Source organism: Mycolicibacterium llatzerense (assembly GCF_000878195.1).
GTDB lineage: Bacteria > Actinomycetota > Actinomycetes > Mycobacteriales > Mycobacteriaceae > Mycobacterium > Mycobacterium llatzerense.
In genome coordinates this window covers 56,415-74,069 of the sequence record NZ_JXST01000008.1, presented here as the reverse complement: position 1 = coordinate 74,069, position 17,655 = coordinate 56,415, and the positions used below count along the sequence as shown (strand labels likewise).

The window sequence follows — 17,655 nt, the reverse complement described above, 5'->3', positions numbered from 1 at the left end:
GGTGAGCCGGGCGCTGTTCTACGTCGATGCGGTACCGGAGGTCGGCGGGCTCGCCGTCGTCGACGGCGACGAGGGATTCCACGCGGCGACGGTGCGACGCATCCGTCCCGGCGAGGAACTCGACCTGTCCGACGGGGCAGGGACGTTGGCGCACTGCGTGATCGAGGACGCGGTGAAGGGCCGGCTGACGGCGCGGGTGCTGTCGGTCACCGAGGTCCCGGCCGCGGCGCCGACGGTGACCGTGGTGCAGGCCCTGCCCAAATCAGAACGCTCCGAGCTGGCCATCGAACTGGCCACCGAGGCGGGCGCCGACGCTTTCGTGGCATGGCAGTCCGAGCGGTGCGTCGCGCGCTGGGACGGTGCGGCCAAGGCGGACAAGGGTTTACGGCGCTGGGGCGCGGTCGCCCGGTCGGCGGCGCGACAGTCCCGGCGGCCGTACGTACCGTCGGTCAGCGGCCCGGTATCGACCGCCGAGTTGGTCGCCTCGATCGGTACCGGCGTCACCCTGGTCCTGCACGAGTCGGCGGAAGTAGCTCTGCGCGACGTGATTTCGCCGTCCGCCGCGGCTGTGACGCTGATCGTCGGACCGGAAGGCGGCATCACCGACGGCGAGGTGACGGCGCTGGTTGCCGCCGGCGCGATCGCCGTTCGCCTGGGACCATCGGTGCTGCGGACGTCGACCGCGGCCGCGGTCGCTTTGGGCGCCTTGGGCGTGCTGACGCCGCGCTGGCAGGTCTAGTACTCGCCGCGCAGGTACCGGGCTCGCGCTTCGGCCTCGGCTGCCAGTGACTGTTCGGGCGTCGGCAGCTGCATCTGCTGATCGATGTAGTCGCGGGCTGCGGCCCGATCCAGGCCTTGATAGGTGAGCATCTGTTCGACCAACAGGTGCTGCACCGCCCGGCCTTTCAGATTGGCCAGCCTGGCGGTGGTCAGAATCTGGTGCGCGAGTTGTGATTCCGGCATGCGGGCGACTTCGGGGGAGAGCGCCACGCGCTGGATACGCCCACCGGTGCTGGCCTGCACCGTGACCGAACCGGACGGATTGGAGACGTTCACCCAGACCGGGACAGCGGGGACCGGGGTGGTGTCCGGCGCCGGCTGCTCGTATTGCGCTACCTGCGGCTGCTGGTCGCCGTCGTCGCCGGGCAGCCAGCGGTCCTCGCGCACCGGCTCGTCATACTGCGTTGGCACCCAAGCAGTTTCGTCCTGTTCTTCGTCGGGCCAGCCGGCATCGTCCTCGTCGGGGTCATCCCAGTCACCGGGCATGTCGATCAGCGCGGCATCGGGGTGCCGTTGATGTTCTCGCCGCCTTGGGCGTCAGCCCGCTCGTACTGGCCGGCAGCGGTCATCAGGTCTTCGGCGGTCTGCGTCACCATCCGCTGGAGGTTGGTGCATGCGGTGGTGCGCGCGGTCGCGGCAGTGGTCACGGCGGTGGCGGTGGCCGAGCAGATGGTGCCGTGTGTCGACGTCACCTTGGCAGCCGCGCCTGCGGTGGCGCTGCTCGCGGTGGGGTAGTGCGCGGCGGCTTCGCTCTGCTTGCCGGACAGCTCCCGCAGCTTGCCCGGGATGACTTTCAGGTTGGTCATGATGCAGTCCTCTCGGGTTTAGGTCTCGGTGGTGATGCGCGGCGGCGCAGCCAGATTGGCCGGATCCAGGCTGACGTGGACAGTGCCCTGGGCCTGCTCGGGCTGGACGTCGAACTCTACGCGGCGGACACCGTCGTCCACCGAGACGTGGATCGGCGCGCGTCCGGCGGCGCCGTCGGCTGCGGCAGCGCCCTCGGGCGCAGCGGTCGGGTCCTTCGACTCCTCGCCAGGCTTGTCCGCCTCGCCCTCTTTGTCCTTGCCGTCCTTGTCCTTTTCGTCGGCCGGCCCCTCTTCGCCCTCTTTGGTCTTGTCGTCCTTCTTCTCCTGAGCGGCCTGGATCGCCTGGCCGATCAGTTGGCCCAGGGAGCCGAGCCCGCTGCCGGCTCCGCTGCCGCCGCCCCCGGAGGGGGACCCGCCGCCGCCTGAGGGCGAGCCACCCGAGGACGGCATGCCACCGGTCGGGGAACCGCCGCCGGACCCGCCGGATGCACCTGTGGTGCTGGGCATTTCGGGCATCGTGGGTGCGCTGGGTGACCCACCTCCGCCGGAGCTTCCACCGCCACCGCCCGAGTTCCCGCCGCCACCGCCCTGGTTTCCACCCGTACCGGGGTTGCCGCTGGGCGTGGATCCCGGCGTGGTGCCGGGAGTGTTGCCCGGGGGCGGGGTAGGCGGTGTCGGGGTCTGAGCCGTCGTGGCCGTCGCCACCGTCTGGTAACCGCTTGCGGCCGTGGTCATTTCGGCTGCGTTGGTGGCGGCGTGGGCCGTCATCGTGCTCATGACCTGGCCGGCCGCGGCCATGGCGAGGTTGACTGCGGTGATCTGCTTGACCTGCCACCCCACGAGGTCGCCCATGTGCAGCGACATCACCGCCCCCGGGATGGCCAGGGACAGCATCGTAGAGATCGCGTTCAGCTGTTTGCGGGCAGTGGCGAGCTGCTGTGCTTCTCGGGCAAGGATTTTCGCTACGGCACTGTCGGTCTTGGCGACGGCGTTGGTCTGCGCGATCTGGGTCTTGTTCTTCGTCGAGTAGGCGTCGGCACCGCTGCCGGACCAACTGTCTCCGGGCACCGCCTGGCCGAGAGCCGTGGCGCCCGAATTCAATTCGGTCGCGCCCTTGGTGAAGGACTCTCCGTTCTCGGGTGCACCCGTCCCCAGCTGCTTGGACATCTTGTCGAGGTCCTGCAGGCCACGCGCAATGATCGGCGTCTCGAATGACGCCATCTGGAACAACTTGCCGGCCATGTCGGCTGCGTCGGCGACCAGTCCGCCGACCGCCATGACACCGTCCATGATCGCGGTGTTGACGTCACCGAGGAGTCCGAGTTCGGCTCCGACGATGCCTTTGACCCCGTCGACCAGACCTTCGACCAGGTTCTCGCCGCCGTCGAGGACACTCTCGCCGACCTCACCGAGGGTGTGGGTGTAGGTCTCCACGCCTTCGGCGAAAGCGTGGCCGGCCTCGTCGACGACGTGGTCGACGCCGCTCACGACCGTGGCCGCGCCGCGCCCGACGTCGGTCAGGAAGTCAGTGAGTCCACCGAACATCTAAGCCACCCAACCGTATTCGTTCAGCGCCGCTGCATCGACGATCAATGCTCACCGCGGAGGTATGCCGCCTGGGCATCGGCGACCGCGTCGTCGGCTTGTCTCGCTGTCGGCAGGTCGGGTGCGTTGGCCTCGATGATGGTCTCGACGCGATCCGCGTCCAGCCCTTCGGCCGCGAGGACGCCTTCCATGAGGGCGCGTTGCACCGCGCGGCCCTTCATGTTCGCGAGCTTGGCGGTCGCCAAGATGCTGCGAGCGAGCTCGGCCTCGGTCACCGATGCGGCCTTGGGGGCCAGCTTGATCCGCTGGATCGATCCGGCGATCGACGCCTCGGCGGTGACGTTGCCCGCGGGATCGGACACCGCGAACACCACCACTCGCGGACCTTCGTCGCCCTGATCTTCGTCGGCGTCCGCTACTGGGGGAACTGCTTGCTCCATCGCGGCCGCGTACGAGTCGGTCTCAGCTGCCGCGCCGGGTCCTTCGTCGTCCGACGCTGCGAACAGATCCAGGCCCGAGTCTTCCAGGTCTGCGTCGTCACCGCTGTCGGTGGCGAAAAAGTCGAGCGAGTCCTCGGGTTCGGCGAGATGCTCGTCGTCGTGGTCGTCCCAAGAATGGTCTGACATCGATCAGATCTGCATCTGCTTGCCGAGGTTGGAGCCTTCCTGCGCATCCGTCTGGTCGTATTGCGATGCGGCCGTGGTCAGCTTCGAGGCCAGGTCGCGCGACTTGTTCATCATCTGCTCGCAGGCGGCCTTGCGCGCGTTGTTCGCGGCGCTCAGGGCTGATTGCGTCGACATGCACAGCGGCCCGTGGGTCGCGAGCACCTTGACCTCGACGTACGACGTGGTGTTGCCCGCTGCGCTGAACGTGGCGGCAGCGTCGTCTTGTTTGGTGGAGAGCTCTCGCAACTCTGAGGTCTCGACGCTGAGCTTGCTGCTCATGTGTTGCTCCTTTGCTAAGAACTAGATTTCGGTCGTGATGCGCGGTGGCGCAGTGGGATTCGCCGGGTCGAGGCTCACGTGGACAGGGCCTTTGGCGGTGTCGGGATCGACGGCCACCTCGACGTGATGGGTACCGTCGTCGAACGACACCTGGATGGGCGCACGTCCCGCGGGGGAGTCGGTCCCGGCCGCGGCGCCCGGCGGATTCTCTGCCGCGGGTTGGGCATTGGGGTCGGCGGCCGGATCGTCCGGCTTGCCGTCGCCGTCTTTGTCCGCACCGGGTGCGTTCGGATCCTGGGCGTTCGGATCCTGCTTGCCCTGCTGCGCAGCCTGAGCGGCCTGCGTCGCGGTTTGCGCGGCCTGTCCTGCGAGGCCGGCGAGAGTACCGAGGAGACCGCCGCCTCCGCTGCCGGAGCCGCCACCCATCTGCGGCAGGGACGGCATACCGCCCATGCCGGCGCCCGCGCCGGTGCCCGCACCCGATGCCGCTGGGGCCGTGGGCATTTCAGGCATCTTCGGCATGCTCGGCGTGGCGCCACCGCCACCGGAGCCCGAACCGCCACCGGAGCCCGAGCCACCACCGGAACCGCTGCCTCCGCCTCCGGTGCCCGTCCCAGTCCCGGTGGGATTGCCGGAACTGGGTGGGTTGCCCGTCGGCGGACCGTACGGCGAATTCGTTCCCGGCGGATTTCCCGGCTGGTTCGGGTTGCCCGGCGCATTGGGATCGCTGTTGCCGAAATCTGGTCCGTCGCCCGGCTTTTTCGCCGGCGGCGGCATGGTGCTCAGCGGTGGGGCGTGCGACGCGCTCTGATACATGCTCGTCGCTTGGCTCAGTTTCGATGCGTTGCTTGATGATTGCGCCATCATGTTGTTCATCACCAGGGCGGAGGCCGCTGCGGCGACGGCGACGGACGCGGCCTGTAGCGCCAGCGACTCGGGGGCGCCGATGACCGTCGCCTCCAGCGCCAGGCAGACGGGGATCATCGCGCCGAGGCCGGTAGCGATGTTGTCCATCTGCTCGCGGCCGGCGACCACCTGATCGGCTTCGGCGCTCAGGATTTCGACGACGAGATTGTCGGCCTGCAGCAACTGTTCGGCGCTGCCGATCTGCTCGGCGTTCCGGTTGGAGTACGCAGACGAGCCGGTGCCGTGCCACGCGTTGGGATAGGCGCCGCTGAGTCCGTCGCCCGCGGCCTGGAAGAGCTCGGCGCCGTCGGAGAATGATTCGCCGACGTCGGGATCGCCGATGCCGAAGCCGAGTCCTGCGAGGTCCAACGCGAACAGTCCGCCCTCGATGATGGGGGTCGCCGCGGCCTCGGGCATCAGCATCTTGGCGACGTCGCCCGCGTCGCTGAGCAGCCCGACGACGCCCATCGGGTCGCCTTCCATCAGCTTCTTGACGTTGTCCGCGATGTCGGTGGCGGTGTCGAGGACATCGTTGGCCTTGTCGAGGATGTCGTTGATCTTCTCGCCGAGGCTCGGGGTGTCACCGCCGTCGTGGTCGCCGCGCCGGTGTGAGTTGCCGTCGTGATCGTCGTGGCGCCGCGGGTTGTGGTCGTTGCGATCGTTGTGGTGTGGCCGGGGGATGCGCACCGTGGGCTCGTCGTCGTGACGCGGGCGGCGGGTGCTCGGCGAATCATGCGATCCGCCGTGACCGCCGTGACGGTTATGCCGACCCATGCAGAAACCCTCCCCGATTTCTCATCGCCCCGGCGGACCCTCGCCGGTGAAATCGAGCCTAACAGCGGCCGAAGCCCCTCCATTGCGCTAATTCGGAACTGCGCGGCGCGACCGGACGGCCGGATCGTGTGGCCTGGGGCACAGCAATTCCTGCCAGGAAACAACAATTTCCTGCCAGCGGAATTAATCCCTTGACCTGCCTGTTTACCTAAATGTCACAGCAGCTCGGGCTGCAAGGGGACAAAGACGGACAGAAGACGTGAAGGAGAACTCACCATGAAGAATTTCGGAATTGCAGCAGTTATCGCCGGCGGCTTGGTCGCCGGTGCCATGGGGTTCGCCGTTCCCGCCGTTGCAGCCACCGGCCCGGCACCGACAGGAGTGCAGGCAACGATGGTGCCGACCGGAGTTGATCACCTGAACTGGCTGGATGACGTCCACCAGGGCGCCAAGTCGCCCAAGGTCGACACCAACGTCCACCAGAGTCGGTAATCGGCGACCACAACTACTCAGGCCCCGCGGGCGGTACCGGAAAGGTACCGCCCGCGGTTGCGTGACCAGCCAACTCATTGGGCGTGACATCGGCCCGGCGGTAGAATGTGCTTCTCAGCTCGACCCAAGAAAGCAGGCATCGAAAACCACGTGACGCCCCGCGATACGAACGCCGCCTCGTCGCGCTCCTCGGAGCTCGACCCGTCGGTTCGAAGCAGCATCACTGTTCCGCCTGATCTTGTGGTGGGCCTGCTCGGCTCAGCCGACGAGAATCTGCGTGCCCTGGAGAACCTGCTGGCGGCCGACATCCACGTCCGCGGCAATTCGCTGTCGATATCCGGCCGGCCCGCTGAAGTGGCGATGGCCGAGCGCGTCGTCAGTGAGCTGATCGCGATCGCCGCAGGCGGGCAGTCGCTGACCCCGGACGTGGTGCGCCGCAGTGTGGGCATGCTCGACGGTGCCGACACCGAGTCGCCCGCGCAGGTACTCACGCTGGACATCCTGTCGCGGCGCGGCAAGACGATTCGGCCCAAGACGCTCAACCAGAAGCGCTACGTCGACGCGATCGACGCCCACACCATCGTCTTCGGCATCGGCCCCGCCGGTACCGGCAAGACCTATCTGGCAATGGCCAAGGCCGTCAGCGCACTACAGACCAAGCAGGTCAGCCGGATCATCCTGACGCGGCCCGCCGTCGAAGCGGGGGAGCGCCTCGGCTTCCTGCCGGGCACCCTGAACGAGAAGATCGACCCGTATCTGCGGCCGCTGTACGACGCGCTGCACGACATGATGGACGCCGAGATGATCCCGAAGCTGATGGCAGCCGGGGTGATCGAGGTTGCGCCGCTGGCATATATGAGGGGGAGGACGTTGAATGACGCCTTCATCATCCTCGACGAGGCGCAGAACACCACCGCCGAACAGATGAAGATGTTCCTGACCCGCTTGGGTTTTGGGTCCAAGATCGTCGTGACCGGTGACGTCACTCAGGTCGATCTGCCGGGCGGATCGAGGTCGGGGCTGCGGACGGCCGTCGAGGTGCTCGAAGGCATCGACGACATTCACATCGCCGAACTCACCAGCGCGGATGTGGTGCGCCACAAGCTGGTTGCGGAAATCGTCGACGCGTATGAAGCAGCGGAAGCCAAAGTGAGCGAGCACGGTCTGGCCAACCGTTCACACCGCCGATCCACCGGCCGGACGAGGCGGTGACGGAGTGACGGTCGAGGTTTCCAACGAGTCGGGGATCGACGTATCCGAAGACGAGCTGATCAGCGTGGCGCGGTTCGTCATCTCCAAGATGGACGTGAACCCGGCCGCTGAACTCTCGATGGTCCTGGTGGACCAGTCGGCCATGGCCGATCTGCACATGCGCTGGATGGACCTGCCCGGCCCCACCGATGTGATGAGCTTTCCCATGGACGAGCTCGAGCCCGGCGGTCGTCCGGATGCGCCCGAGCCGGGGCCGTCGATGCTCGGCGACATCGTGCTGTGTCCGGAGTTCGCCGCGAATCAGGCTGAGGCCGCAGGACATTCGCTGGGCCACGAGCTGGCGCTGCTGACCGTGCACGGCGTGCTGCACCTGCTGGGCTACGACCACGCCGAGCCCGACGAAGAAAAAGAGATGTTCGACCTGCAGCGCCAGCTGCTCGAAGAGTGGGTTGCCGACCAGGTGCACGCCTACCACGAGGATCGGCAGACCGAGAAAGACCGCAGGCTGCTCGACAAGTCGCGGTACTTCGACGAGCCGTGACCGGGTTGACGCCGCTGGTCGGCGCCATAGTGCTCGTCGTCGTCGGCGGGCTGTTCGCGGCGATCGATGCCGCCATCAACACCGTCTCCATCGCGCGCGTCGATGAGCTGATCCGCGATGAGCGTCCCGGTGCGGTGCGGCTGGCGAAGATCATCCGGGACCGGCCACAGTACGTCAATCTCGTTGTGCTGCTGCGGGTTATCTGCGAGGCGTCGGCCACCGTCCTGTTGGTGGACTACCTCGACGATCTGATGACGCGGGGTTGGGCGCTGGTGTCCGCCGCGGCCATCATGGTGGTCGTCAGCTTCGTGGGCATCGGCGTCGGCCCGCGCACCGTGGGGCGGCAGAACGCCTATTCCATCTCACTGCTGTCGGCGCTTCCGCTGCAGTTCATTTCGGTGCTGCTGACCCCCATCAGCCGACTGCTGGTGCTCATCGGTAACGCCCTGACTCCGGGCCGGGGCTTCCGCAACGGACCCTTCGCGTCGGAAATCGAGCTGCTCGAGGTCGTCGATCTCGCGCAGCAGCGTGGCGTCGTGGCCGCCGAAGAACGGCGAATGATCAAGTCCGTCTTCGAACTTGGTGACACCCCCGCGCGCGAGGTCATGGTGCCCCGCACCGAGATGGTGTGGATCGAAAGTGACAAGTCGGCCGGCCAGGCAACGTCGCTGGCGGTGCGCAGTGGGCACTCCCGCATCCCGGTGATCGGGGAGAACGTCGACGACGTCGTCGGCGTCGTTTACCTCAAAGACCTGGTGGAGCGGACGTACAACTCCACCAACGGCGGCCGCGGGACCAAGGTCGCCGAGGTGATGCGTCCCGCGGTGTTCGTGCCGGACTCCAAGCCGCTCGACGAGCTGCTCAACGAGATGCAGCGCACCCGCAACCACATGGCGCTGCTGGTCGACGAGTACGGCGCGATCGCCGGTCTGGTGTCCATCGAGGACGTGCTCGAGGAGATCGTCGGCGAGATCGCCGACGAGTACGACACCGACGAAGTGCTGCCGGTAGAGGAATTGGGCAACAACAAGTTTCGGGTGTCCGCCCGCCTCCCATTGGAAGACCTGGCCGAACTGTACGGCTTCGAGGTCGATGACGACCTGGACGTGGACACCGTCGGTGGGTTGCTCGCGCACGAGCTGGGGCGCGTGCCACTGCCGGGGGTCAAGGTGCGGGTGTCCTTTCCGTCGCATCGCTCGCAGGACATCCGTTACCTCCAGTTGCGGGCCGAGGGCGGGCGCGACCATCGTGGCCGGGTCCGCGTCGGCACCGTGCTGGTGAAGCCCGTCGAGCCGAAACGATCCGCCGCGCCCGATGCTGTTGAAGAAGGAGAACCTGATGAGTGACGAATTCCATTCCGGCTTCGTCTGTTTGGTCGGCCGGCCGAACACCGGCAAGTCGACGCTGACCAACGCGCTCGTCGGCACCAAGGTCGCGATCACGTCGAATCGGCCGCAGACCACGCGGCACACCATCCGCGGCATCGTGCACCGCGAGAACTTCCAGATCATCCTGGTGGACACGCCGGGCCTGCACCGGCCGCGCACGCTGCTCGGCCAGCGACTCAACGAACTGGTCAAGGACACCTACTCCGAGGTCGACATCATCTGCCTGTGCATCCCGGCAGACGAGGCCATCGGGCCCGGCGACCGCTGGATTTACCAGCAGATCCGCACTGTCGCACCGCGAACCACGTTGCTGGTGGTCGTCACCAAGACCGACAAGGTGCCGCGCGACAAGGTGGCCGCGCAGCTGATGGCGGTCAGCGAGCTCACCGAGGGCACGGCCGAGATCGTCCCGGTTTCCGCGGTGGCCGGAGAACAGGTCGACGTGCTGATCGACGTGCTGGCGAGCAAGTTGCCGCCGGGGCCTGCCTTCTACCCGGACGGCGAACTCACCGACGAACCCGAGGAAGTGCTCATCGCCGAGCTCATCCGCGAGGCCGCGCTGGAAGGCGTCCGCGACGAGCTGCCGCACTCGCTGGCGGTGGTCATCGACGAGTTCACCGAGCGCGAAGGCCGCACCCCCGAGCAGGGCGAGATGTGCGACATCCACGCCATCATCTATGTCGAGCGCGACAGCCAGAAGGGCATCGTGATCGGCAAGGGCGGCTCGCGGCTGCGTGAGGTCGGCACCGCGGCGCGCACCCAGATCGAGAAGCTGCTCGGCACGAAGGTGTATCTGAACCTGCGGGTGAAGATCGCCAAGAACTGGCAGCGCGACCCGAAACAGCTTGGCAAGCTTGGCTTTTAGCCGGCCCACCAGTTGTCGGGCTGCTTGGTGGCCCAGCCACTGATCGCTTCGAGGCTGGCGGCCAGGGAGATCAACAGCGGTTCGCTGCCCTCCGGACCCATCAGCTGCACGCCGATGGGCAGCCCGTCGGCGGTGAAGCCGGCCGGGATGTTGATCGACGGCCAGCCGAGCGCATTCCAGGGCCAGCACACCGGGCAGGCCGCGATGATGGCGCGGTCGGTGGCGGTGCTGCCGAGCCGGTCGAAGGCGTCGATCAGCGGCGGTGGCAGCGCGGTGGTCGGTGCCAGCACCACGTCGAAGAGGTTGAAAATCCAGCCGATCCGGCGCTGAAGGGACTTTTCCCGCCGCCGTGCCTCCCGGAGCGCGTGCTCCGACAGCAGCCAACCGGTCCGGATGTTGCTGCGGGTGCGACGGTCCAGAGCGACCCCGGGTCCGACGCGGTCGCGCCATTCGGCAAGTCCGGAGGTGGAGCGGGCCAGGAAGTCCATGGACAGTTGCAGCCCGTATTCCGGGTCGTCCGGCCGGACGGTGTGTCCGAGTTCCTCCAGTTGTCCCGCAACGTTGTTCAGTGCGGTCCGGATCTCCGGATGCAGCCGGGCCGGGAACAGAGTGAACGGAAACTTGGTCGACAGCGCGACGCGCAGGGGACCCGGCGCCCGCCCGACGGCCTCGGCGGCCTCGATGGGCGGCGGCTGGTGCAGATCACCGTCGGCATTGCCGGAGACCGCGTCGAGCAGCAGCGCGGCGTCGGCCACCGTGCGGGCCAGCACCCCGTTGACCGTGATGCCGTTGAAGGCCTCCGGCAGCGGCCAGGTGGAGATCCGTCCGCGCTGCGGCTTGATGCCGACCAGATGGGTCCAGGCGGCGGGGATTCGGACGCTGCCCGCACCGTCGGATCCGATTGCGGCGGTGACCAATCCGGCGGCGACGGCCGCGGCGCTGCCGCCCGACGACCCACCCGGGGTGTGCTCGCGGGACCAGGGGTTGCGGGTGTGCCCGAATCCGGGGCCGCTGGTGAATGGCCATTGGCCGAGCTCGCAGGTGTTGGTCTTGCCGACGATCACCGCGCCGGCCGCCTTCAGCCGGCGCACGACTTCGGCGTCCGCGGTGGCCGGGCGCACCGTGCCGTCGGTGCCGAACCGGGTGGGCACTCCCGCGACGTCGACGTCGTCCTTGATCGCGATGGGTACACCCAGGAGTGGAAGGTGTTGTCCGGCAGCGCGTTTGCGGTCTGCTTCGGCGGCGTCGGCCAGTGCCTGTTCGGTGAAGACCACCCGGAACGCGTTCAACTCGAGCTGGCTGGCGGCGATGGCGTCGAGCGACTGCTGCACGATCTGCTGGGACGTCACCGCGCCGCTCGCGAGCCGGTACAACTGCTGGGTCAGGGTCGGGAATCGGGGCGGAGTGGACGGTTTCGGAAGGCTGGCCATAGCGATTCCGAGAATAGATTGGCCACTCGCCCGGCGCTGCCTAACCGAAGTTGTCGGTCCGCGATGGGACAATCTGCCGATGCGGTTGTACCGGGATCGAGCGGTCGTGCTGCGCCAGCACAAGCTCGGCGAGGCCGACCGGATCGTGACGCTGCTCACCCGCGACCACGGGCTGGTCCGCGCGGTGGCCAAGGGCGTGCGCCGGACCCGCAGCAAGTTCGGCTCGCGGCTGGAGCCGTTCGCCCACATCGACGTGCAGCTGCATCCCGGCCGCAACCTCGACATCGTCACCCAGGTGGTGTCCATCGACGCGTTCGCCACCGACATCGTCAACGACTACGGTCGCTACACCTCCGGCTGCGCCATCCTGGAGACCGCGGAACGGCTGTCCGGTGAGGAGCGCAACCCGATGCCGGCGCTGCAGCGGCTCACCGTCGGTGCGCTGCGGGCCGTCGCCGACGGCAGCAGGCCCCGTGAACTGGTGCTCGACGCCTATCTGCTGCGGGCCATGGGGATCGCCGGCTGGGCGCCGGCCATCACCGAATGCGCCCGCTGCGCCGCACCCGGTCCGCACCGGGCGTTCCACGTCGCGGCCGGCGGCAGCGTGTGCGTGCACTGCCGGCCGTCGGGATCGGTCACCCCACCTCAGGGTGTGCTGGATCTGATGGCCGCGCTGCACGACGGCGACTGGGAGTTTGCGCAGGACTCACCGGCGGGGCATCGCACCCAGGCCAGCGGCTTGGTGGCCGCGCACCTGCAGTGGCATCTGGAGCGTCAGCTGCGGACATTGCCTCTGGTCGAGCGCGTCTACCGCCCTGATACCGCACTCATTGAACAGCGAGTAACCCTCCTCAGGCAGGATATTGCCCATGGCACTCAACCGGGCGCGCAAGACCAGCTATCCGCAGCTGCCGCAGGCGCCTGACGACTATCCGATTTTCCCGGACGTTTCGACCTGGCCGGTGGTCTTTCCGGAGCTCCCACCGAGGTCCAATGGCCGCTTCGCCCGGCCGCCGCAGCACCCGTCCAAGGCCGTGGCCCCGCAGATTCCCGCCGACCAGGTGCCCAACCACGTCGCCGTCGTGATGGACGGCAACGGCCGGTGGGCCACCCAGCGCGGGCTCGGGCGGACCGAAGGCCACAAGATGGGCGAGGCGGTGCTGATCGACATCACCTGCGGAGCCATCGAACTGGGCATCAAGCACCTGTCGGTGTACGCGTTCTCCACCGAGAACTGGAAGCGCAGCACCGAAGAGGTGCGCTTCCTGATGGGCTTCAACCGCGAGGTGGTGCGCCGCCGCCGCGAGAACCTCAACGCGATGGGCGTCAACATGCGCTGGGTCGGGTCCCGGCCGCGCATGTGGAGCAGCGTCATCAAAGAGTTCGACATCGCCGAGCAGATGACGGTCGGCAATGACGTCATCACCGTCAACTACTGCGTGAACTACGGCGGGCGCACCGAGATCGTCGAAGCCGCACGCAAACTCGCCGAGGAGGCGGCCGCGGGCAAGATCAACCCGAGCCGGATCACGGAGGCGTCGGTCGCCAAGCACCTGCACCGCCCCGACATTCCTGACGTCGACCTGTTCATCCGCACCTCGGGCGAGCAGCGCGCCAGCAACTTCATGCTGTGGCAGGCGGCCTACGCGGAGTACGTCTTCCAGGACAAGCTCTGGCCGGACTACGACCGCCGCGACCTGTGGGCTGCGTGCGAGGAATACGTCAATCGCAACCGACGCTTCGGCAGAGCCTGACGATGAACCTGAGTGGGAGGGCCTGATGTCGAACTTGTTGCAGCGCTTGGCTTCGGTGTTGGCCGATACGGTCACCATCGTCGAGGAGAACGACGGCGCCCTGACCGTGGGGCACGACGGGACGGTGGCCTCACTGCGGGTGGTGAACATCAGCGAGGGCCTGGAGCTGATCTCACTGACCCAGCCGCTGGCGTGGGACATCAAGCTGGACAACAAGATTCGTGACCGGGTGTCCGATCATGCGGGACGCACCATGCTCGGCTCGGTGGTATTGGTCGAGCGGGCGGGCGACCCGCGGAGCAACGGCGCCAAGAAGGTCGGCGACGTCATGCTGCGCTACAACTTTCCGGCCGCTGGTCTCAGCGACGACGCGTTGTCCACGCTGGTCCTGCTGGTGCTGTCCACCGGTGTCGACGTGCGGGCCGACCTGGCGTCATGACCGTCATCCGGATCGTCGCCGCGGTGGTGGTCGACGAGCACGGGCGGCTGCTGTTGGTCCGTAAACGCGGGACGACGGCGTTCATGCAGCCCGGCGGCAAGTTCGAGCCGGGGGAGGCGCCGGTCGACGCGCTGGTCCGCGAGGTTCGTGAAGAGCTCGGGGTAGGGGTGACCGACGTGCGGGAGTTGGGTCACCACACCGCGATCGCGGCCAACGAGCCTGGGCACAGTGTCGCGGCCGACCTGTTCTTCGTGAGGCTCGACGGCGTACCGCAGGCTGCCGCGGAGATCGAGGAGATGGCCTGGATCGATCCGCACGATCTCGGCGACGTCGTGTTGGCGCCGCTGACCCGCGACATCGTGCTGGATTTCGTCCGGATCAGCTGACCGGCGCGGACGCGGTCAGGCCGTGCACCGACTGCAAACGCCGAAGATCTCCAGGGTGTGGCTGACGTCGGAAAAGCCATGGGCCGCAGCGGTTTCGGTGGCCCACGCCTCGACCTCGCTGCCGGCCACCTCGACCGTCGCACCGCATTGCCGGCACACCAGGTGGTGATGGTGGTGCGCTTGCGAGCAGCGCCGGTACAGCGCCTCACCGCTGTCGTTGCGCAGGCTGTCGACCTGTCCGGCCGCGGCCATCGACTGCAGGGTGCGGTAGACGGTCGTCAGGCCGATGCCTTCACCGCGGCGGCGCAGTTCGTCGTGCAGCTCCTGGGCGGAGCGAAACTCTTCGACGTTGGTGAGCAGTGCGGCGATCGCGGTGCGCTGTTTGGTGGATCGGGTAGGGGCGGTCACGGCCGGTCCTCCTCGACGTGGGCGATGGCGTCGACCACGATGTGCGCGAGGTGATGGTCGACCAGGCGGTACATCACCTCGCGGCCGGCGCGTTCACCGGCGACGACCCCGGCCGACTTGAGGATGCGCAGGTGCTGGCTGACCAGTGGCTGCGCCACACCGAGGGCGTCGACGAGTTCGTGCACGCAGCGCTGTGACTCCCGCAGTTGCATCACGATCGCGATGCGGATGGGGGCGGCCAGGGCGCGCAGCAGGTCGCCGGCGGCGTCGAGCGTCTCCCGCGGCGGGGGCGACGGGAACGGCGCACCGCTGTGCTGGTGGTCGAGCTCGTCATGCGTGGTGGTGGGTGGCACCCTAGGTAACTCCCAAGCTATTGGAAATAGTTTTCATTTAGCTTTCCATGCGTGCATACGCATGTCAAAGGTGGGTGCGACATTCACCGGTGAGTGGGGCCTTTAGGCTGGACGGGTTGCATCCCAGCTGACTCGAGGAGTGCTCGAACATCGTGGCGTCCATCATCGACACCGTTGCCAACCTGGCCAAACGCCGTGGTCTGGTCTTCCAGTCCGGCGAAATCTACGGCGGCACAAAGTCTGCGTGGGATTACGGGCCATTGGGTGTCGAGCTCAAGGAGAACATCAAGCGCCAGTGGTGGAAGTCCGTCGTCACCTCCCGCGACGACGTCGTCGGCCTGGACAGCGCGATCATCCTGCCGCGGCAGGTGTGGGTGGCCTCGGGCCACGTCGCGGTGTTCAACGACCCGCTGGTCGAGTGCCTGAACTGCCACAAGCGGCACCGTCAGGACCACATGCAGGAGGCCTACGCCCTCAAGAAGGGCCTCGACGACCCCGACTCCGTTTCGATGGACGAGATCGTCTGCCCGGACTGTGGCACCAAGGGCCAGTGGACCGAGCCGCGTGACTTCAACATGATGCTCAAGACGTACCTCGGCCCCATCGAGTCCGAAGAAGGCATGCACTACCTGCGCCCGGAGACCGCGCAGGGCATCTTCGTGAACTTCGCCAACGTGGTGACCACCGCGCGCAAGAAGCCGCCGTTCGGCATCGGCCAGATCGGCAAGAGCTTCCGCAACGAGATCACGCCGGGCAACTTCATCTTCCGGACCCGTGAGTTCGAGCAGATGGAGATGGAGTTCTTCGTCGAGCCCTCGACCGCGCCGGAGTGGCACAAGTACTGGATCGAGACCCGCTTCCAGTGGTACACCGACCTGGGCATCAACCCGGAGAACCTGCGGCTGTACGAACACCCGCTGGAGAAGCTGTCGCACTACAGCGCCGGCACCACCGACATCGAGTACAAGTTCGGCTTCGCCGGCAACCCGTGGGGTGAGCTCGAGGGCATCGCCAACCGCACCAACTTCGACCTGAGCACGCACGGCGAGCACTCGGGCGTCGACCTGTCGTTCTACGACCAGGGCACCGACACCCGCTTCGTGCCGTACGTCATCGAGCCCGCAGCCGGCCTGACCCGGTCGCTGATGGCGTTCCTGGTCGACTCGTACCACGAGGACGAGGCCCCCAACGCCAAGGGCGGCGTCGACAAGCGCACGGTGCTCAAGCTCGATCCGCGCCTCGCGCCGGTCAAGGCGGCGGTGCTGCCGCTGTCGCGCAATGCCGACCTGTCGCCGAAGGCCCGCGACCTGGCCGCCGAGCTGCGCAAGAACTGGAACGTCGAGTTCGACGACGCCGGCGCCATCGGCCGCCGCTACCGTCGTCAGGACGAGATCGGCACGCCGTACTGCATCACGGTCGACTTCGACACGCTCGAGGACCACGCCGTGACCATCCGCGAGCGTGACGCCATGACCCAGGAGCGCGTCGCGATCGACGCCGTCAGCGACTACCTCGCGGTGCGCCTCAAGGGCTGCTGACGGAGAAATTGCCGCCGGGGACCTGCCGCGGGCTCGAATAGGCTTGTGAGCCAAGGGCCAAGGGACGCTGGAGGGGGCGACAGTGATGGTTCTCGGCGCATTTCTTGCGACTTGGGACGACGCGCGCGCGACGTTCGGGTCCGACACGCCGGTTGGCGGCTCCGAATTCGACAGAAGTGCGCAGTTCCACGAACTGCGCAGCACGGTCTTGTCAGTGGCGCCCGGAGGAGAGTGGACGGGTGCTGCGGCCGAGGCATACGACGGCTGCAATCGGGAGCATGCCGGGACCATCGGCAGGCTGGCCGCACTCGACCGGCGCCTCGGTGCCGAGGTCGATCGGTCCGCGGCCGTGGTGACGGCGGGTCGTCGCGATCTCGATTCCGTCAAGCAATGGGTGATCGATGCCGCGGCCAGCGTCCCGTCCACCGCGGCGGGTGACCGTGCGCTGCTTCCCGTGGTAGCCAAGGGGACTGCGGAGATCACCGCAATCATCAGTCGGTCGAACACGGATCTGGACGCCATCGCGGCGCGCATCCGCGAGATCGGCACGGCCTACGGCGACATCGCCGGGCGCGGCGGTGAGGCCGACGAGCCGAACGATAAACATCCATGACGCGATACCTGCGTGCGTTGACCGCAGTCCTGCTGCTGTGTGCGCTGTCCGCGTGCTCGACCGAGAACCGAGAGCAGAAGGTGCCGGTTCCCGCTGAGCTGGCCGCGGCGTTCGGCGATGTGACGTTGCCGCAGAGCGCAGCGGTCCTCGCCACTGTCACCGATTCGGGCCGCGACACCCGCTATCGCGTGGCGCTGCGGATGACCGACAGCCAACTGCACGACTTTCTGGGCCAGTTCCCGGCGGCGCCGCGGCCGTCCCAGATTCCCAAGACGATGACGGCGCTCGCGGGGCCGTCGCTGGCGAGTGCTCCCACGCCGTTGTTCCTGCAGGACAAGGTCACCACCAAGGATCACGGGCTGGTCAACCGCGAGGTCGTCGTCGACCAACGCGCGCCCGACGAGGTGTACGTCCACCTGTCGCTGTACACCACCTGAGCCATTCTGCTGAGCGGTTTGTGAGCACCGGTCCGCGTCCCGTT

Annotated in this window: 22 protein-coding genes; 13 read left to right on the top strand and 9 right to left on the bottom strand. The window is 67.5% G+C overall.

The window, feature by feature from the left end:
• Position 1: 1 nt before the first annotated feature.
• Positions 2-739: a 16S rRNA (uracil(1498)-N(3))-methyltransferase gene (locus tag TL10_RS07745; protein ID WP_043985192.1), complete on the top strand. Its 738-nt coding sequence runs from the start codon at positions 2-4 to the stop codon at positions 737-739.
• Here TL10_RS07745 and TL10_RS07740 read toward each other — a convergent pair.
• The 6 genes from TL10_RS07740 to TL10_RS31945 are packed head-to-tail and all read right to left on the bottom strand — an operon-like array spanning position 736 to position 5,755.
• A complete protein-coding gene (locus tag TL10_RS07740) occupies positions 736-1,266 on the bottom strand; it encodes a hypothetical protein (protein WP_052506342.1) in 531 nt (176 codons plus the stop codon). The genes TL10_RS07745 and TL10_RS07740 overlap by 4 nt on opposite strands.
• A gap of 5 nt (positions 1,267-1,271) precedes the next feature.
• Entirely contained in the window at positions 1,272-1,586 is a 315-nt protein-coding gene (locus tag TL10_RS07735; protein ID WP_043985191.1) for a type VII secretion target, read from the bottom strand.
• Between the two features lie 18 nt (positions 1,587-1,604).
• Positions 1,605-3,131 (bottom strand): EspA/EspE family type VII secretion system effector, encoded by a 1,527-nt coding sequence (locus tag TL10_RS31950; protein WP_052506341.1) that lies wholly within the window; start codon positions 3,129-3,131, stop codon positions 1,605-1,607.
• A 44-nt stretch (positions 3,132-3,175) separates the two neighbouring features.
• Positions 3,176-3,757, bottom strand: a complete 582-nt coding sequence (locus TL10_RS07725) for a hypothetical protein (RefSeq protein ID WP_043394132.1) — start codon at positions 3,755-3,757, stop codon at positions 3,176-3,178.
• Between the two features lie 3 nt (positions 3,758-3,760).
• Complete coding sequence (locus TL10_RS07720) at positions 3,761-4,075, bottom strand: ESX-1 secretion-associated protein (protein ID WP_043394130.1); 315 nt, start codon at positions 4,073-4,075, stop codon at positions 3,761-3,763.
• Between the two features lie 21 nt (positions 4,076-4,096).
• A complete protein-coding gene (locus TL10_RS31945; RefSeq protein WP_043985190.1) occupies positions 4,097-5,755 on the bottom strand; it encodes an EspA/EspE family type VII secretion system effector in 1,659 nt (552 codons plus the stop codon).
• Positions 5,756-6,031: 276 nt separating this feature from the next.
• Between TL10_RS31945 and TL10_RS07710 the strand changes: the two genes are divergently transcribed.
• The 5 genes from TL10_RS07710 to era all read left to right on the top strand — a co-directional run bounded on the left by TL10_RS07710 (position 6,032) and on the right by era (position 10,253).
• Positions 6,032-6,247, top strand: a complete 216-nt coding sequence (locus tag TL10_RS07710; protein WP_043394126.1) for a hypothetical protein — start codon at positions 6,032-6,034, stop codon at positions 6,245-6,247.
• Between the two features lie 150 nt (positions 6,248-6,397).
• Positions 6,398-7,459 (top strand): PhoH family protein, encoded by a 1,062-nt coding sequence (locus TL10_RS07705; RefSeq protein ID WP_051954778.1) that lies wholly within the window; start codon positions 6,398-6,400, stop codon positions 7,457-7,459.
• Between the two features lie 4 nt (positions 7,460-7,463).
• Positions 7,464-8,000 (top strand): rRNA maturation RNase YbeY, encoded by a 537-nt coding sequence (gene ybeY / locus TL10_RS07700; protein ID WP_043985189.1) that lies wholly within the window; start codon positions 7,464-7,466, stop codon positions 7,998-8,000.
• Positions 7,997-9,346 (top strand): hemolysin family protein, encoded by a 1,350-nt coding sequence (locus tag TL10_RS07695; RefSeq protein ID WP_043394122.1) that lies wholly within the window; start codon positions 7,997-7,999, stop codon positions 9,344-9,346. The genes ybeY and TL10_RS07695 overlap by 4 nt, the downstream gene beginning before the upstream one ends.
• Complete coding sequence (gene era / locus TL10_RS07690; protein WP_110788996.1) at positions 9,336-10,253, top strand: GTPase Era; 918 nt, start codon at positions 9,336-9,338, stop codon at positions 10,251-10,253. The genes TL10_RS07695 and era overlap by 11 nt, the downstream gene beginning before the upstream one ends.
• Here the strand turns inward: era and TL10_RS07685 are convergent.
• The gene (locus TL10_RS07685) at positions 10,250-11,683 is read right to left on the bottom strand and encodes an amidase (protein ID WP_043985188.1); all 1,434 of its coding nucleotides are present in this window, start codon (positions 11,681-11,683) and stop codon (positions 10,250-10,252) included. The two genes, era and TL10_RS07685, sit on opposite strands and share 4 nt — an antisense overlap.
• A gap of 79 nt (positions 11,684-11,762) precedes the next feature.
• Between TL10_RS07685 and recO the strand changes: the two genes are divergently transcribed.
• From recO to TL10_RS07665, 4 genes are read left to right on the top strand one after another with little or no spacing between them, the layout of a single operon-like run.
• On the top strand, positions 11,763-12,608 hold the full coding sequence (gene recO, locus TL10_RS07680) for a DNA repair protein RecO (protein ID WP_043394116.1): 846 nt from the start codon (positions 11,763-11,765) through the stop codon (positions 12,606-12,608).
• A complete protein-coding gene (locus TL10_RS07675; protein WP_043985187.1) occupies positions 12,553-13,437 on the top strand; it encodes a decaprenyl diphosphate synthase in 885 nt (294 codons plus the stop codon). Before recO ends, TL10_RS07675 begins: the two co-directional genes overlap by 56 nt.
• A gap of 25 nt (positions 13,438-13,462) precedes the next feature.
• Positions 13,463-13,876 carry a hypothetical protein gene (locus tag TL10_RS07670; protein ID WP_043394112.1) on the top strand — a complete coding sequence of 138 codons (414 nt, stop codon included), beginning with the start codon at positions 13,463-13,465 and terminating at the stop codon, positions 13,874-13,876.
• Complete coding sequence (locus TL10_RS07665; RefSeq protein WP_043985186.1) at positions 13,873-14,262, top strand: NUDIX hydrolase; 390 nt, start codon at positions 13,873-13,875, stop codon at positions 14,260-14,262. The genes TL10_RS07670 and TL10_RS07665 overlap by 4 nt, the downstream gene beginning before the upstream one ends.
• Before the next feature lie 15 nt (positions 14,263-14,277).
• On the opposite strand, the gene TL10_RS07660 is transcribed toward TL10_RS07665, so the two are convergent.
• Both TL10_RS07660 and TL10_RS07655 read right to left on the bottom strand, forming a co-directional pair.
• Positions 14,278-14,670 (bottom strand): Fur family transcriptional regulator, encoded by a 393-nt coding sequence (locus tag TL10_RS07660; protein WP_043394108.1) that lies wholly within the window; start codon positions 14,668-14,670, stop codon positions 14,278-14,280.
• The gene (locus TL10_RS07655; RefSeq protein WP_043394106.1) at positions 14,667-15,023 is read right to left on the bottom strand and encodes an ArsR/SmtB family transcription factor; all 357 of its coding nucleotides are present in this window, start codon (positions 15,021-15,023) and stop codon (positions 14,667-14,669) included. Before TL10_RS07655 ends, TL10_RS07660 begins: the two co-directional genes overlap by 4 nt.
• Positions 15,024-15,175: 152 nt before the next feature.
• Here TL10_RS07655 and TL10_RS07650 point away from each other — a divergent pair, with 152 nt between their 5' ends.
• The 3 genes from TL10_RS07650 to TL10_RS07640 all read left to right on the top strand — a co-directional run bounded on the left by TL10_RS07650 (position 15,176) and on the right by TL10_RS07640 (position 17,611).
• Positions 15,176-16,561 (top strand): glycine--tRNA ligase, encoded by a 1,386-nt coding sequence (locus tag TL10_RS07650; protein WP_043985185.1) that lies wholly within the window; start codon positions 15,176-15,178, stop codon positions 16,559-16,561.
• A gap of 85 nt (positions 16,562-16,646) precedes the next feature.
• Positions 16,647-17,174: an EspA/EspE family type VII secretion system effector gene (locus TL10_RS07645; RefSeq protein ID WP_043985184.1), complete on the top strand. Its 528-nt coding sequence runs from the start codon at positions 16,647-16,649 to the stop codon at positions 17,172-17,174.
• Complete coding sequence (locus tag TL10_RS07640; protein WP_043985183.1) at positions 17,171-17,611, top strand: hypothetical protein; 441 nt, start codon at positions 17,171-17,173, stop codon at positions 17,609-17,611. The genes TL10_RS07645 and TL10_RS07640 overlap by 4 nt, the downstream gene beginning before the upstream one ends.
• Positions 17,612-17,655: the final 44 nt, after the last annotated feature.

Excerpts from the sequence above, each read along its gene's own strand:
- TL10_RS31950 (WP_052506341.1), bottom strand. The coding sequence starts at position 3,131 with ATGTTCGGTGGACTCACTGACTTCCTGACCGACGTCGGGCGCGGCGCG.
- TL10_RS07735 (WP_043985191.1), bottom strand. The coding sequence starts at position 1,586 with ATGACCAACCTGAAAGTCATCCCGGGCAAGCTGCGGGAGCTGTCCGGC.
- TL10_RS07720 (WP_043394130.1), bottom strand. The coding sequence starts at position 4,075 with ATGAGCAGCAAGCTCAGCGTCGAGACCTCAGAGTTGCGAGAGCTCTCC.
- TL10_RS07725 (WP_043394132.1), bottom strand. The coding sequence starts at position 3,757 with ATGTCAGACCATTCTTGGGACGACCACGACGACGAGCATCTCGCCGAA.
- TL10_RS07740 (WP_052506342.1), bottom strand. The coding sequence starts at position 1,266 with ATGCCCGGTGACTGGGATGACCCCGACGAGGACGATGCCGGCTGGCCC.
- TL10_RS07670 (WP_043394112.1), top strand. The coding sequence starts at position 13,463 with ATGTCGAACTTGTTGCAGCGCTTGGCTTCGGTGTTGGCCGATACGGTC.
- TL10_RS07645 (WP_043985184.1), top strand. The coding sequence starts at position 16,647 with ATGGTTCTCGGCGCATTTCTTGCGACTTGGGACGACGCGCGCGCGACG.
- TL10_RS07710 (WP_043394126.1), top strand. The coding sequence starts at position 6,032 with ATGAAGAATTTCGGAATTGCAGCAGTTATCGCCGGCGGCTTGGTCGCC.
- TL10_RS07675 (WP_043985187.1), top strand. The coding sequence starts at position 12,553 with ATGGCACTCAACCGGGCGCGCAAGACCAGCTATCCGCAGCTGCCGCAG.
- recO (WP_043394116.1), top strand. The coding sequence starts at position 11,763 with ATGCGGTTGTACCGGGATCGAGCGGTCGTGCTGCGCCAGCACAAGCTC.
- TL10_RS07685 (WP_043985188.1), bottom strand. The coding sequence starts at position 11,683 with ATGGCCAGCCTTCCGAAACCGTCCACTCCGCCCCGATTCCCGACCCTG.
- TL10_RS07665 (WP_043985186.1), top strand. The coding sequence starts at position 13,873 with ATGACCGTCATCCGGATCGTCGCCGCGGTGGTGGTCGACGAGCACGGG.
- TL10_RS07640 (WP_043985183.1), top strand. The coding sequence starts at position 17,171 with ATGACGCGATACCTGCGTGCGTTGACCGCAGTCCTGCTGCTGTGTGCG.
- TL10_RS31945 (WP_043985190.1), bottom strand. The coding sequence starts at position 5,755 with ATGGGTCGGCATAACCGTCACGGCGGTCACGGCGGATCGCATGATTCG.